A 14,803-nucleotide genomic window follows, 5' to 3' on the forward strand; every position below is an offset into this window, starting at 1 on the left:
CTGCTCGTTACTGCCCGGTGAGCCGGGAGAGCGCCAGCGCGTCCAGGAGGAGGCATACGTGGTCGACGGCGTCCCGCCCGGCGGGGCTCTCGGCCACCGGGGCGTCGTCGAGCAGCCCGGCGGTTGCCCGCAGCAGGTCCAGCAGTCGCGCGGTCAGGTCGGCAGCCGGTTCCGTGTGCGCAAGGGCGGACCGGATCTGCTCGCTCGTGAGCGGCAGACCGGTTTCGAGGAAGTGGAACAGTGCCACGGCGGTGCGCCGGTCGGCATCGTTCGGCTTCCACAGTCCGAGCGCGTGGTGGTCGATGAGCGCGGCCGCCTCGGCTCGGATCTCCTCGGGAACATGCATGCCCACGAACGTCTCATACCGTCCCGAGGGCGAGTGCGCGGGCCCGGGGGCACCCGGGGCACCCCCGTGCCACCTCCGGGGTCCCGGTGAACGGTGCTGACCAGGCACGTTGCGCCTGCGCTGAGCTCACCCGACCGGCGGAGCCCGATCAGGCAAGCCGACGGGCCTGTGGGAAGAGTTACATGAACCCCTGGCGCCTTGGGCGATTTGTTCCCGATGCGGTGGCGTCCGGCCGCAGCCGGGTATGTCCCCTTAGTCGGAGAGGTTCGCATGTGTGCAGCAGTGAAACCTCCCCGGGGGTCTTCCCGCCCTCTGGCGCCGTGCCGTGGATCACGGGATCATCCTCGGAAAAGCCGTGCGGCCGCCCGGCGGGACGGGCCCTCGCGGACATGCCCTGGTGGCTGCTGCGCTCCGCATCGCGCGGCTCGCCCACCGTATGCGGGAGGTGTAGAAAGAGGACATGGCCGGACGCTACGGCCGCCCGCGTTCGGTTCTCAGGATGCGAACTGTCGCAGGTCAGGTCTTTCTCCTGCAGGTGGCGATCGTGGTGTTGCTCGTCGCCGCCGCCATCGCGGCACTCGTGCTGCAATCCCGGTCCGACGCAGACCGCGAAGCCCGCAACAGGTCCGTGGCCGTCGCTGAGGCCTTCGCGAACGCACCGGGCATCGAGGTGGCACTGAAGAGCGCCCACCCGACCACCGTGCTACAGCCGCGGGCGGAAGCCGCCCGCAAGCGCTCCGAGGTCGACTTCATCGTCGTGATGAACACCCAGGGCATCCGCTACACCCACCCCATCGTCAACCGGATCGGCAAGAAGTTCGTCGGCACGCTCCAGCCGGCGCTGGCCGGCGGGGTGGTCACCGAGAAGATCACCGGCACCATCGGGCCGCTCGTCCAGGCCGTCGTACCGGTCTTCAGCCACAGCGGCCCGGACAAGGGAAAGGTCATCGGGCTGGTCTCGGCCGGGATCACCGTCAACCGCGTGAGCGGTGTCGTCGACGACCAGTTCCCGCTGCTGTTCGGCGCCGCGGCCGGCGTCCTCCTGCTGACCACCGGCGGCACCGCGCTGGTCAGCAGGCGGCTGCGGCGGCAGACCCACGGCCTCGGCCCGGCCGAGATGACCCGGATGTACGAGCACCACGACGCGGTGCTGCACGCCGTCCGCGAAGGCGTGATCATCATGGGCGGCGACGGCCGGCTGCTGCTCGCCAACGACGAGGCGCGCCGGCTGCTCGGCCTGCCGCCGGACGTCGAAGGGCGCCAGATCGCCGATCTCGGGCTCGACCCCGCCACCGCCCGTCTGCTGGCCTCCGGCCGGGTCGTCACCGACGAGGTCCACCCGGTCGGCGACCGGCTGCTGGCCGTCAACCAGCGCTCGACGGACCAGGCCGGCGGGCCGCCCGGCAGCGTCACGACGCTGCGCGACACCACCGAGCTCCGGGCGCTGACCGGCCGGGCCGATGTGGCCCGCGGCCGTCTGAAGCTCCTCTACGACGCCGGTACCGAGATCGGCACCACCCTGGACGTGGTGCACACCTGCGAGGAGCTCGCGCAGTTCGGCGCCACCCGCTTCGCCGATATCGTCACGGTCGACCTGGCCGAGGACGTGCTGATCGGTGAGGAGCCCACGTCCGCCGGCGGCGCGACCGTCGAGATGCGGCGGATAGCGGCCAGAGGCGCCCCGCCGGACAGCGGCCTCTACCCCGTCGGCAAGCTGATCCGGTTCGAGCCGGCCACCGCCCTCGGCGCCGGCCTCACCAGCGGCAAGGCGGCCCTGGAAGCGGATCTGTCGGCGTTCGCCGGCTGGCACCTCCAGAGCCCCGAACGCGCCAGAAAGATCGTCCAGCACGGTATCCATTCGAGGATCGCGGTGCCGCTGCGCGCCCGCGGCGTCATCCTGGGCGTGGCCATCTTCTGGCGCTCGAACGAACCCGAGCCCTTCGAGGAGGAGGATCTCTCCGTCGCCGAGGAGCTGGTCGCCCGTGCCGCGGTGAGCATCGACAACGCCCGCCGCTACACCCGCGAGCACACCATGGCGGTCACCCTCCAGCGCAGCCTGCTGCCGCGCGCCCTGCCGGAGCAGAACGCTGTCGAGGCGGCCTACCGGTATCTGCCCGCCCAGGCCGGACGCGGCGGGCTCGGCGGCGTCGGCGGCGACTGGTTCGACATCATCCCGCTGCCCGGCGCCCGGGTGGCGCTCGTCGTCGGCGATGTCGTGGGCCACGGGCTGCACGCCGCCGCCACCATGGGCCGGCTGCGCACCGCCGTCCACAACTTCGCCAACCTGGACCTGCCGCCCGACGAGATCCTCTGGCACCTCGACGAGCTCGTGACCCGCATCGACCAGGACGAGGGCGCCGAGGAGGCCGAGGGCTCGGTCACCGGGGCCACCTGCCTCTACGCCATCTACGACCCGGCCTCCGGGCACTGCACGATGGCCCGCGCCGGGCATGTCCAGCCCGTCCTGCTGCGGCCGGACGGTACCGCCGAGGTCGCCGACGTGCCCGGCGGCCCGCCCCTCGGGCTCGGCGGCCTGCCCTTCGAGACCTGGCAGCAGCAACTGCCCGAGGAGAGCCGTCTGGTGCTCTTCACCGACGGGCTCGTGGAGGACCGGAACCGGGACCTCGACGAGGGCATGGCGCTGCTGAGCCGCACCCTGGCCGACCACCCCGGCCGGACGCCGGACGAGACCTGCGAGGCCGCGCTCGGCGCGCTGCTCCCGGACCGGCCCAGCGACGACATCGCGCTGCTCGTCGCCCGCACCCGGGTGCTGGACACCCAGCATGTCGCCGACTGGGACGTGCCGCCCGACCCCTCGGCGGTGGGCCAGATAAGGGCCGCGGCGGTCCGCAAGCTGATCGAGTGGGGTCTGGCGGAGGAGGCGTTCACCGCCGAGCTGATCCTCAGTGAGCTGGTCACCAACTCCATCCGGTACGCCGCCGGTCCCATCCGCGTCCGCCTGATCCGCGACACCTCCCTGATCTGCGAGGTCTCCGACCGCAGCAGCACCTCACCGCATCTGCGGCAGGCCGCCACCACGGACGAGGGCGGCCGCGGACTCTTCCTGGTCGCCCAATTGGCCGAACGGTGGGGGACGCGTTACACGACCAGCGGCAAGGTCATTTGGACGGAACAGGCCCTCGCCGGCCTGGATGTGGTCGCGGTGGAGGCCGACGGCGAGGATCCTTGAGCTGACGGAAGGATGAGCTCGGGGGCTCCCAGCGCCATAGGAGGCCAAGATGGACTACCCGCTGCTCAACGCGTTCTGGACCATGTGCCTGATCTTTTTGTGGGTCATGTGGCTGATCCTGCTGTTCCGCATCATCGGTGACATCTTCCGCAGCCATGACCTCAAGGGGTGGGGCAAGACCGGCTGGCTCGTCCTGGTGATCCTGCTGCCCTTCCTGGGCGTCTTCATCTATGTGATCGCCCGCGGTCACGGGATGAGTGAACGGGAGATCGCCCAGGCCGAACGGCAGCAGAAGCAGCTCCAGGAGTATCTGCGAAAGACCGTGGCGACCGGTGACGACGAGACGACCCGGCATGCGGATTCCCTGGCGAAGCTCGCCGAGCTGAAGAACCACGGCGACATCACGGAGGAGGAGTACCAGAAGGCCAAGGCGAAGGTTCTCGCCTGACCGCACAGCACCCTGAAGGTGGCGCCCGCCGCTGCCTGCTCGACTGCTACTCTCGAATTGCGCGAAACACGCAACTTGAGAGGTCCCTTCGGGACGCCGGCAGCGACGGCAGGCAGAGGCGGGCAGTGACGTGACCAGTGGGGAACGCTCGGCCACCCGGCGCCGGCGCGAGCGGATGGTGGAGCTGCTCGGCGCCGGCGACATCAGCGTGCACGATCTCGCGGCGGAGTTCGATGTCTCGCTGTCCACCGTCCGCCGCGACCTGGCGACACTGGCCGCCCTGGGCCGGATCACGCGCACGTACGGCGGCGCCGTCGACCACCGGGCCGTCGAGCGGTCCTGGCACGACAAGGAGCACGAGCAGCGCGGCGAGAAGGACGCCATCGCCCGCGCCGCGGCGGCGCTGGTCCGCAGTGGCGATGTCGTCCTCCTCGACGCCGGCACCACCGTCGCCCGGCTGGCACATGAGCTGCGCGACCGCGGTGACCTCACCGTCGTCACCAACGGCCTGTCCACCCTGGTCGAGCTGGCGGACGCGGAGGTGGAGGTCGTGGTGCTCGGCGGCCGGCTGCGGCGGCCCAACGAGTCGCTGCTGGGCACCCGGACGGAACAGGCGCTGCGCCGGCTCACCCCGGACATCGCCTTCCTCGGTGTCGACGGTCTCGATCCCCGGCGGGGCGTCAACTGCCCGGACCCGGAGCAGGCCGCGCTGAAGGAGACGATGGCCGAGTGCGCCCGGGCCGCCTGGGTGCTCGCCGACCACTCCAAGCTCGGCGGCGGAGGCGGCTTTCCCTACTGGGCGCCGATGCCGGCCGGGACCGGCCTGATCTCCGGGGGCGGGGAGCGGGAGCTGGCCGCGTTCACGGACGCGGGCTGGTCGGTGCAGCCGGCCGAGGTGCGCCCCGAGGGCGGCGCCGAGGGCGCCCCGCTGCACACCTCTTGACAGCCCGTTCGGCGAGTCGCCACTCTGAATTGCGTGAACCGCGCAACAAAAAATGCGTGGTTCGGTCACTTCGGAGTCGACGCCGACACCGGAGCCGACGGGAGGAGACCGGGTGGCCCAGGTGCTCGTCATCGGAGACGACCTCACCGGCAGCAATGCGACCGGTGCGCTCTATGCGCGACAGGGCCTGCGGGCCGTCACCGTCGGCGACCTCGACCGCATCACTCGCTACGCGGACCGGGTGGACGTCCTCGTCGTCAACACCGCCTCGCGCCACTGGAGCCCCGCCCGCGCCTACGCGGCCGTCCGGGCCGCCGCCGACACCGCGGGGGAGGCGCCGCTGACCGTCAAGCGCGTCGACACCACCCTGCGCGGCAACCCCGGCAGTGAACTCGACGCGGTGGTGGATGCGCTGGCCGCCCGCGAGCCCACGGCCCGGATCCGGACCCTGGCCGTCCCCGCCTTCCCCGACGCCGGCCGGACCACGGTGGGCGGTCTGCATCTCGTCGACGGCGTCCCGCTGACCCGGACGGCCGTGGCCCACGACCCGTTCGACCCGGTCCGGCATGCCCGGGTCGCGGCCGTACTGGGCACCCAGAGCGGGCGCAGCACGGCCGAACTGGCCCTGGACGTGGTGGAGCGGGGCCCCAGCGCGGTGGCCGCGGCGCTGCGGGCGAGCCCGGCCGACATCGTGGTCTGCGACGCCACCGAGAACGCACATCTGCGCACGGTCGCGGCGGCCGCGGCCCGCCTCGCCACCGAGGACCGCGTCCGCTGGGTCGCGCTGGACTCCGGACCGTTCGGCCCCGCCCTCGCCACCGAAATGGGCCTGCGGCCCGAAGGCGGCGCCCCCGCCACCGTCCTGGCGGTCGTCGGCAGCGTCACGGGCCGCACCCGCACCCAGCTCGCCCGCACGGAAACCGCGCTCGGCGCCCGCTGGGCGGAACTCGACCCCGCCGCCCCGGACCCCGACCGGGTGCTGACGGCACTGCGCGCGGCGGCGGGGGAGGGCGCCACGGTGCTCGGCGTCCGGGTCGCCGCCGAACCGCCGACCGCCGTACCCGATCCCCGCACCGCGGCCCGCATCCTGCGCGCGCTCGCCGACAAGGGCCTGGTCGGCGGCATCTTCTTCGTCGGCTATGTCTTCCTCCAGATCCCGGCCGCGATCCTCGCCCAGCGCTGGAGCGCCCGGAAGACCGTCCTCATCCTGATGGTGGCGTGGGGGCTGGCCGCGTCGCTGTCCGGTCTCGTCCAGACCAAGTCGCAGTTCTACGCGGCCCGTTTTGTGCTCGGCTTCTTCGAAGGCGGTGTCTGGCCGGCCGTACTCATCCTGCTCGCCTCGTGGTTCCCGCTGCGCGAACGGGCCCGCGCCAACGCCCTGTGGATGGCCTGCCTGCCGCTCTCCTCGGTGTTCATGGCGCCGCTGTCGGGGTGGATGCTCGACCATGCGAGCTGGCGCTGGGTGCTGGTGCTCCAGGGGGTGCCGCCTCTGGTGTGGGCGGTGGTCTGGTGGTTCGCGGTCGCCGACCGGCCCGCACAGGCCCGCTGGATCTCCCGCGCCGAGGCCGCGCACGTGGAGCGCTCGATCGCCGCCGACGAGGCCGCGAAACCCCCGGCGGGCAGCGGCTCGTACCTGGACGCGGTCAAGCAGAAGCCCGTCCTCGTCCTCATCGGTGTCTACTTCTTCTGGATCACCGGCTTCTACGGCTTCAATCTGTGGCTGCCCTCGGTCATCAAGGAGCTGACCCACGACGGCTCGTCCACCGAGGTCGGGCTGCTCACCGCGATCCCGTTCACCGTCGCGCTCGCCGTGATGATCGCCAACGCCGCCTGGTCCGACCGCACCGGCAGACGCCGCCGGGCGGTGGCCGTCCCGCTCGTCGTGGGCATCGCGGCACTGCTGCTGGGACAGGCCGTGGACGGCGCCCTGCCGCGGATGCTGCTGTTGTGTGTGACGGCTGCCGCGGTCTACGCGCCGTACGGCCCGTTCTGGGCGATCCCCGGTCAGTTGCTGCGCTTCGAGGTGGTGGCCGTCGCCATGGGCCTGATCAACGCCCTGGGCAATCTCGGCGGGTTCGCCGGCCCCTATCTGGTCGGCTGGCTGACCGACACCACCGGCTCCAGCGTGACCGGCTTTGCGGTCCTCTCCGGCTTCCTCGCCGTGGCCGTGGCCCTGGTGACACTGGGCCTGCGCACGGGCACCCGCCCCGTAGGCCGACCGTCCGAACCGGCGGTGGAAGGGGCCTGACGAGCCGTCGTGTGATGCGCTATCAGTTCAGGAGTTCATTCAGCCAGTTCAGCCTGTTGCAGGGTGCTCATGCAGTCGCCCCCGCCGGGATCGCCCGGCGGGGGCGCCGCCTTTCCTCAACGCCGGGCGGTATCCCTACACGACAGAGAGGGACGGCGGGTTGATCAATTACTCCAACTCGCTCAATTCACGACGTGTCAGGTTTTGGGAGATTCCGTAAAGGTGCATCCTGAAAAGGTCGATATACCCCTTTGATCCTCTCGAGGAGCAGACATGCGCATCCGCGCCGCGATCGCAGCCAGCGCGCTGGCCACCACCATCGTCATGGGTGGTGCGAGTGCCGCCCTGGCCTGCAACATGGGCAAGGTGCACAAGGACCGTCACCACCACCACTACAAGCACCACCACGGCCACGGCCACCACGCGTCCTGCTGGCTCTCCGCGGGTGTGCTCCACCACGTCGGCCCGGTCTTCAGCGAGGGCTGCGAGCGCGGCGGCTGGGGCTGGGGCGGCGACGACGGCCGTCGTCGGTAATCACAGAGCTCTTCCGGCCGGCGCCGGCCGACGGACCCACGGGTCCGTTCGGCCGGCGCCGTCGGCATGCCGGGGCCGCGCCGTGCCGCCCGCCCGGCGGGTCAGGTCCGGGGTGAACCCCGGCCGGGCTTCCGCGCCGTCAGCTCCGGCAAGGTGTACAGCGTGTGCAGCGCCCGCAGGAGGGCCGCGCGATCGGCGGCCGGAAGCTGCGCGAGCAGCCGTTCCTCGCCTTCCTGGATCGCGGCCTGTGTCGTGTCCCGCAGCCGCCGGCCCTCGGCGGTGAGGGACAGCAGGCGCACCCGGCGGTCCTCGGGGTCCGGCTGACGGCGAATCAGCTCCCGGCGCTCCAGATCGTCCAGGACGGCGATGATGCGGGTCTTGTCCGCCCGGATGGCCTCGGCCAGCGCCGCTTGTGTGCGGAGCGGTGTCTCGTCGAGATGCAGCAGGACCGCGTAGGCCCACATCGTCAGTCCGTGTGCGTCAAGCACCGGCTGCTCGGCCGCCATCAGTGCGCGGCCCAAGGGCACGACCATCGCCGCCAGGTCGGGACGGGGCGGCCGCCCTGTGGTTGGGGTGCCCTTGTCGGCTGCGTTCTCGGCCATGGTCACGAAAATACCCGTTGACAATTCATGTGCCTGAGCTGATCGTAAGCACATGCCTACGAATATTGCGAACGCGTCCGCACCGCGCCCGGACTTCGCCGGCCTCCGGCGGGTGCACGCCCAGGCCGTCCGGGACAGCGTGGCCCTGATCCGCCGGGTGACCCCGGGCGATCTGTCCCGGCCTACCCCCTGCTCGGCATGGGTGCTGGCCGATCTGCTCGCCCATATGACCACCCAGCACCACGGCTTCGCGGCGGCAGCGAGGGGGGAGGGACGGAAGCCGGATCACTGGGCCGTCCGGCCGCTCGGCACGGACCCCGTCGGGGAGTACACCGCCGCGGCGGAGAACGTCATCGCCGCCTTCGCGTCCGTGGAGGGTCCGGACCAGGCGTTCGCGCTCCCCGAATTCAGCGCCACCCGGACCTTCCGCGCCGCCCGTGCGATCGGCTTCCACCTCATCGACTACGTGGTGCACAGCTGGGACGTCGCCCGCACCCTGGACCTGGCGTACACCCCGGCCCCCGAACTGCTGCGGGCCGCCCTGCCGATAGCTCGCGCCGTCCCGGACGACGACTCCCGGCTCGCCCCGGGCAGCGCCTTCCGGCCGGGGCTGACCGCCGACGCGGACGCCGACACCCTGGAGCGGATCCTGGCGGCTCTCGGCCGTGCGCCGCACTGGCCCGAGGCGCTCAGCTCTTGAGGAACGCCAGCAGATCGGCGTGGAAGTCGTCCTTGTACGAGCCGACCGCCGAGAGGCCGTGCGGTGCGCCCGGGTAGATCTTGAGCGTGGCGTCCGGCACCAGCTTCGCCGACTTCTTGCCGGCGGCCACGAAGGGCACGATCTGGTCGTCGTCGCCGTGAATGATGAGGGTGGGGATGTCGAACCGCTTGAGGTCCTCGGTGAAATCGGTCTCCGAGAACTCCTTGACGCAGTCGTACGCCCCCTTCATCCCCACCTGCATGCTCCACATCCAGAACGCGTCGCGGACGCCCTGGGAGACGGCGGATCCGGGCCGGTTGGCACCGTAGAACATCTCGCTGAGGTCCTGGTAGAACTGCGACCGGTCGCCGGCGACACCGTTGCGGATTCCGTCGAAGACCTCGCGCGGCAGGCCCTCCGGGTTCGCCTGGGTCTTGAGCATCAGCGGCGGGACCGCGCCGAGCAGCACCGCCTTGGCCACCCGGCCGGTGCCGTGACGGCCGATGTAGCGGGTCACCTCACCGCCGCCGGTGGAGTGCCCGACCAGCACCGCCTCCCGCAGGTCCAGGGCCTCCATCAGCTGCGCGAGGTCGTCCGCGTAGGTGTCCATGTCGTTGCCCTGCCACGGCTGGCCGGAGCGGCCGTGTCCCCGGCGGTCGTGGGCGACCGCGCGGTAGCCGTGGGCGGCGACCAGATGCATCTGGTCGTCCCAGACATCGGCGTTGAGCGGCCAGCCGTGACTGAACACGACGGGGCGGCCGGTTCCCCAGTCCTTGTAGAAGATCTCCGTGCCGTCGGTCGTGGTGAAGGTGCCCATGAGGTGGTCGGTCCTTTTCTGTCGTTCGACGGCGTACGAAGGGCGGTCCGCGGGGCGGGGCCGGGGTGTGACGGGAGAAGGCGGCGTGCTGGAACTCAGGGTTTCCGGCCCCGGCCGCAGGAGCGTGCCCGGAGGGGCAGCGGAGTGAAGGCGGCCGTCCATCCGGGTGGCGAGCGACGGTGCCGTGCATCCGGGCGGCGCGGGTGATGCCGGGCGGGCGGCGCGCTCTGGACGGGTGCCGGACCGTGCTCTAGCGTCAACAGCCGCCGTGCACCACCGTCCGAGCCCGACCGCCGCTCAGGGAAACCGAGGACGTGTCGTGACCACTCTCCCGCAGCCGCCCGAGATCCTGTCACCGGAGTTCGCGGCCGACCCCTACCCCGCTTACCGCGTCCTGCGGGAGCACTACCCGGTCTTCCATGACCCGGGCACCGACAGCTTTCTGCTCTCGCGGTACGAGGACGTGTCCCGGGCCTTCCGCGATCCGGTGTTCACCAGCGACAACTACGAATGGCAGCTCGAACCGGCGCACGGCGGCCGGACGCTGCCCCAGATGAGCGGCCGTGAACACTCCGTACGCCGGGCCCTGATGGCCCCCGCCTTCCGGGGCCGGGAGCTGCGGGAGAAGTTCGTGCCGGTCATCGAGCGCAATGCGCGGGAGCTGATCGATACCTTCCGCGACGCGGCGGAGACCGATCTCGTGGCGCGGTTCGCGACCCGCTTCCCCATCAACGTGATCGTCGACATGCTCGGGCTGGACCGGGCCGACCACGACCGCTTCCACGGCTGGTACGGCGCCGTCGTCGGCTTTCTGGCCAATCTGGCCCAGGACCCCGAGGCCGCGGAGGCCGGCCGGCGCGCCGGCCGGGAGCTCGCCGATTACCTGCTCCCGGTCATCCATGAACGGCGGGCCGCCCCCGGCGACGATCTGCTGTCCACGCTCTGCACCGCCGAGGTCGAGGGCACCCGGATGAACGACCAGGACATCACGTCGTTCGTCAGCCTGCTGCTCTCGGCCGGCGGCGAAACCACGGACAAGGCCCTCGCCGCCCTGTTCCGCGGCCCGGCACGTCGCCTTCGCCCTCGGCCGGCACTTCTGCGTGGGCGCACTCCTGGCCAGGGCCGAGGTGGAGATCGCGGTCAATCAACTGCTCGATGCGTTCCCCGCGATGGACTTCGCGGAAGGTACGCCGCCCGCCGACGCGGGTGTTTTCACCCGCGGGCCGGAGCGGCTGCGGGTGCGGCTGGTGCCGGCGGACGACCGGGCCCGGGCGCACGCGGACTGACGAACCATCAGGAAGTGTGGTACGGGTTCCGGTACCCGGCGCCGGTCAGCTCTCGTCGGCCGGCGGGTGTCGCAGTACGTAGAGGCCGACGGCGACGGCGAGCACGATGACACAGGCGGAGAAGGTCAGGCCGGCGCCGCGCAGGCCGAGTACCAGGGTGAGGGCACCGACGCCGACCACGGGCAGCGAGATGCCGAGATAGGCGACGAGGAAGAACGCCGAGATGGTGCCGCCGCGGTGGGCGGGCGGTGCCGCGTGGCCCACGGCGGTCAGCCCGGCCCGGAACGCCAGGCCCTGGCCGACGCCGCCGCACACCGCACCGCCGACCAGCAGCGGCAGGGAGGTCACCGCCAGCGAGGTGGCCACCAGCAGAAGGCCCACCACCAGCACCAGGCAGCCGCCCGGCAGCGCTCGGCGGACGCCGATCCGTTCCGTCAGGGACTGCCCGGCGGTGGAGCCCAGGAACACCGTGAAGACGACCATCCCGGCAACGGCCAGATTGCGTACCCCGAGCGTCTCGTGGAGGAAGCTCGGCGCGACCGCGGTGAACAGTCCCAGGAGGGCGAAACCGGCGAACGCGGCGACGGCCGACGGGGTGAATACGCCCCGCACCTCGGGCGGGAGCCGCAGGCCCTGGGGCCGCAGCTTGTGGAGGCGGTGCGGAGCACCGACGGTCTCCGGCAGGAACCAGGTCACCCCGGCCGCCCCGGCCACCAGGACGAGATGGACCAGGAACGGCAGGACCAGCGGCCACGGCGCGTACTGGGCCAGCAGCCCGGACAGCAACGGGCCGCAGCCGAGGCCGCCCATGTTCGCGGCGGTGGCGGCGAACCCCGCGTGCGCTTCCTGGCCGGGCCGGGCGAGCTCCAGCACGGCCGCGGTGGCGGCGCCGCTGAACAGCCCGGCGGCGAAGCCGGACAGCACCCGGCCGAGCAGCAGTATCGGCAGCCCGCCCTCGAACACGAAACACAGCGCGCTCGCCGCCGACAGCCCCAGCGCGCACAGCAGCACCGGCCGCCGGCCCACCTCGTCGGAGACATTGCCGGCCAGGAGCAGCACCGTGATCACCCCGAGGGCGTACACGGCGAAGACCACGGTCACGATCAGCTCGGAGAAGCCGAGCTGGGCGCGGTAGAGCCCGTACAGCGGGGTGGGCAGGGTCGTCCCGGCCATGCCGACGGCGAACACCCCGGCCGCCGCGGGATAGCCGAGCCGCCGGGGCCCGCCCGTGTGATCGATGATCATGGCGTCAAACGTAGGCTCCCGCCGCGACCCCGTCGAGGACCGACCGGAGGGACCTCAGGGAGCGGGAAAAGGCCGGGCGTGGCACCCCCGCGGTCGGCGGGGGCACCACGCCCGGCCCGGTCCGGGACGGATCAGTGCTTGGTGGAGGGCGTGTTGGACGCCTTCACATTCACGGCCGCCCAGGCCCGGTCCACCGTCTTGTACTCGGTGCTCTTGGCGCCGTACATGTCCTTGGCCGCACGCAGGGTCGCGGTCCGGGCGTCGTGGAAGTCGGTCGTGGAGACCATGTACCGGGTGAGTGCCCGGTAGAAGATCGCCGTCGCCTTCGTCCGGCCGATGCCGGTCACCTTGGAGCCGTCCGCGGTGGGGGAGTTGTAGGCGACCCCGCCGATGGTCTTCTTCCCGCTGCCCTCGGCGAGCAGGTAGTAGGCGTGCGAGGAGACGCCGGAGCCGGCGTGCACCTCGGTGTCGTAGGACGCCTTCGACCAGTAGTCGACCGTGCCTTCGAGCTTGTCGAGGGACGGCTTGTCCAGGCGGCGCAGGAACTTCTGGTCGAGACCGAGCTTCTCGCCCATCAGGTAATTCGGCGGGTTCTTCGGGTTGTTGGTCGAGAACTCGACCGCGCTGCCGAAGATGTCCGCCAGCGACTCGTTGAGCGAGCCGGGCTCACCGAACTGGTTGCCCTCGATGTCCACCCGGGTGGGCTGGAGGTTGGCGGTCGCGTCGACGACGCCATGGGAGAGCTCATGGCCGGTGACGTCCAGGACGACCAGCGGCTTGGCGAACGTCCGGCCGTCACCGTCGCCGTAGAGCATGCAGCCGCACTCGGGGGACCAGAAGGCGTTGCCGACCTTCTTGCCGAAGTGCACCAGGGCCCGCGCCCCACGGCCGTCGTTCTTGATGCCCTTGCGGCCGAAGGTCTTCTTGTAGAAGTCGAGGGTGCTGGCGACGCCGTACTGGGCGTCGACGGCGGCGGTGGCCCGGTTGCTCGTGGTGCCGTTGCCCCAGCGGTTCGTGGTGCTGGTGAACGGCTTGCCGTCGCTGAACTTCTCCAGTTCCTTGTCGCCGGCGTCCCTGGTCTCGGTGTTGCCGCGGGTGGAGTCCTTCAGGGTGAAGGACTTCTTCGCGGTCTGGGTGGTGGACAGCGGCACACTGCCGACAAAGAAGGACGCGCCGGTGCCCTTGGCCGCCGCCGGGAAGCCGGCGGACTTCGCCGCCTGACCCGTGGCGGGCGCGGCGGGGGTGACCAGCCCGGTCGAGGGGTTGAGCCGCTCGCCCCGCGCGCGCAGCTTGCGCTGGAGGGCGGGCGACAGGAACGAGTCGTCGGCCTGGACGTTGCTGAGCACCGCGCCGGTCGCCGCGTCGAGGACGACCGTACGGGCGCCACCGGACTCGGCGGTACGGCTGTCGGTCACCTGCACCTGATAGGCCAGCGTCGTACGGCCGTTGCGGGCGTCCACGACCAGTTCGGCGTCGCCGGCCTGGCCCTTGCCCACGGCAGCGGCCTTGGTCCGGGCCTCGCCGGCCGACAGCTTCGGGTCCGTGCCGGTCATGTCGACCTGATGACGGTAGGCCCGGGTCACGCCCTCGTACGCCGAGTCGGCCGTCAGGTGGACGACGAGGTCGCCGCCGAGCACCGGCATTCCCCGGTGGGTCCGGACGAAGCGGACATGCTGCCGGCCGTCCGGGTCGACGAGCGTGTCGGTGGCCTTGAGGGTGTCCTTCTTGCTGACTCCGGTGGCCGTGGCGTGCGCGTAGGCGGCGTCGCGGGCGGCGTCAACAGCCTTCTGCAGGGCAGGAGTTGCGGAGGAAGCAGCGACCGGCGAGGCCGGCGGGGTCGCGGAGGCACTGCCCGCCACACCCGCTGTCAGGGTGGCGGCCGTCGTCACGGCGACCGCGATGGCCAGGCGGTGTCTGCGTATGTGGGGTCTACGCACTGATGTGGATCCTTAGTGCTGCGGGGGCGGTCTGGCTCGCCAACCGCCCGTACGCGCGGTGCTGTTGTGCACCACGGGGGCCGCGGGGCCCCGCGCAAACCCTGGTATGCCTGGCATGGGCATGTAAAGCGAAAAGATCGGGAATCGAGATTCGTGGGCGAAATTTAACAATTGATCAGCATTAAGTAGCCAGCAGGTGACCAACTGTGGTCCACCTGAGGAGACATGCGGTGGCGCGAAATGGTTGCTCGGAAGATGAGCGGATCTGCGGGCTGCTATGAGAGCGGGCTCGCCAACGTCAAACGGCCGTCAGTGCGGGGTCGTTGGCGTGGAGCCTCAGTGGGGGAGCACTCTCATTCCGTGGAGATCGCGACGAACTGGGCCGCGCCGTGATCCAGCCCGGGTCGCGGCACGTGGCGCGGCGCGGGCGGCTAGGGACGGGGGCGGGGCCGGCCGCGGAGAGGGGCGGGGCCGACTACGGAGAGAACGCGTGGGGAGACCCGGTGC

General features: G+C 71.4%; 11 protein-coding genes and 1 pseudogene. 7 read left to right on the plus strand and 5 right to left on the minus strand.

The genetic code is table 11. The features are described from left to right. Positions 1-7: 7 nt before the first annotated feature. Entirely contained in the window at positions 8-346 is a 339-nt protein-coding gene (locus AC3EUV_RS32015) for a hypothetical protein (RefSeq protein ID WP_432145801.1), read from the minus strand. 460 nt (positions 347-806) lie between these two features. On the opposite strand from AC3EUV_RS32015, the gene AC3EUV_RS32020 reads away from it, so the two are divergent. From AC3EUV_RS32020 to AC3EUV_RS32040, 5 genes are all read left to right on the plus strand, one after another. After that, a complete protein-coding gene (locus tag AC3EUV_RS32020) occupies positions 807-3,536 on the plus strand; it encodes a SpoIIE family protein phosphatase (RefSeq protein ID WP_432145800.1) in 2,730 nt (909 codons plus the stop codon). A gap of 49 nt (positions 3,537-3,585) precedes the next feature. Next, positions 3,586-3,984 (plus strand): SHOCT domain-containing protein, encoded by a 399-nt coding sequence (locus AC3EUV_RS32025; protein ID WP_432145799.1) that lies wholly within the window; start codon positions 3,586-3,588, stop codon positions 3,982-3,984. Positions 3,985-4,114: 130 nt separating this feature from the next. Continuing rightward, complete coding sequence (locus tag AC3EUV_RS32030; protein ID WP_435604458.1) at positions 4,115-4,927, plus strand: DeoR/GlpR family DNA-binding transcription regulator; 813 nt, start codon at positions 4,115-4,117, stop codon at positions 4,925-4,927. A 112-nt stretch (positions 4,928-5,039) separates the two neighbouring features. Continuing rightward, positions 5,040-7,175 carry an MFS transporter gene (locus tag AC3EUV_RS32035; RefSeq protein WP_435604459.1) on the plus strand — a complete coding sequence of 712 codons (2,136 nt, stop codon included), beginning with the start codon at positions 5,040-5,042 and terminating at the stop codon, positions 7,173-7,175. A 273-nt stretch (positions 7,176-7,448) separates the two neighbouring features. After that, positions 7,449-7,709 carry a hypothetical protein gene (locus AC3EUV_RS32040; protein ID WP_432145796.1) on the plus strand — a complete coding sequence of 87 codons (261 nt, stop codon included), beginning with the start codon at positions 7,449-7,451 and terminating at the stop codon, positions 7,707-7,709. Positions 7,710-7,810: 101 nt separating this feature from the next. Here the strand turns inward: AC3EUV_RS32040 and AC3EUV_RS32045 are convergent, their stop codons facing one another. After that, positions 7,811-8,311 carry a MarR family winged helix-turn-helix transcriptional regulator gene (locus tag AC3EUV_RS32045; RefSeq protein ID WP_432145795.1) on the minus strand — a complete coding sequence of 167 codons (501 nt, stop codon included), beginning with the start codon at positions 8,309-8,311 and terminating at the stop codon, positions 7,811-7,813. 52 nt (positions 8,312-8,363) lie between these two features. On the opposite strand from AC3EUV_RS32045, the gene AC3EUV_RS32050 reads away from it, so the two are divergent. Then, a complete protein-coding gene (locus tag AC3EUV_RS32050; protein ID WP_435604460.1) occupies positions 8,364-9,011 on the plus strand; it encodes a TIGR03086 family metal-binding protein in 648 nt (215 codons plus the stop codon). On the opposite strand, the gene AC3EUV_RS32055 is transcribed toward AC3EUV_RS32050, so the two are convergent. Next, complete coding sequence (locus AC3EUV_RS32055) at positions 9,001-9,828, minus strand: alpha/beta fold hydrolase (protein WP_432145793.1); 828 nt, start codon at positions 9,826-9,828, stop codon at positions 9,001-9,003. The two genes, AC3EUV_RS32050 and AC3EUV_RS32055, sit on opposite strands and share 11 nt — an antisense overlap. 319 nt (positions 9,829-10,147) lie before the next feature. Between AC3EUV_RS32055 and AC3EUV_RS32060 the strand changes: the two are divergent. Further along, a pseudogene (locus AC3EUV_RS32060) lies at positions 10,148-11,114 on the plus strand (cytochrome P450). 45 nt (positions 11,115-11,159) lie between these two features. On the opposite strand, the gene AC3EUV_RS32065 reads toward AC3EUV_RS32060, so the two are convergent. Next, positions 11,160-12,359: an MFS transporter gene (locus AC3EUV_RS32065; protein WP_435604461.1), complete on the minus strand. Its 1,200-nt coding sequence runs from the start codon at positions 12,357-12,359 to the stop codon at positions 11,160-11,162. Positions 12,360-12,490: 131 nt separating this feature from the next. Beyond that, complete coding sequence (locus tag AC3EUV_RS32070; protein ID WP_432145791.1) at positions 12,491-14,296, minus strand: M4 family metallopeptidase; 1,806 nt, start codon at positions 14,294-14,296, stop codon at positions 12,491-12,493. Between the last annotated feature and the right edge of the window lie 507 nt (positions 14,297-14,803).

The organism is Streptomyces sp. bgisy130 (genome assembly GCF_057708345.1).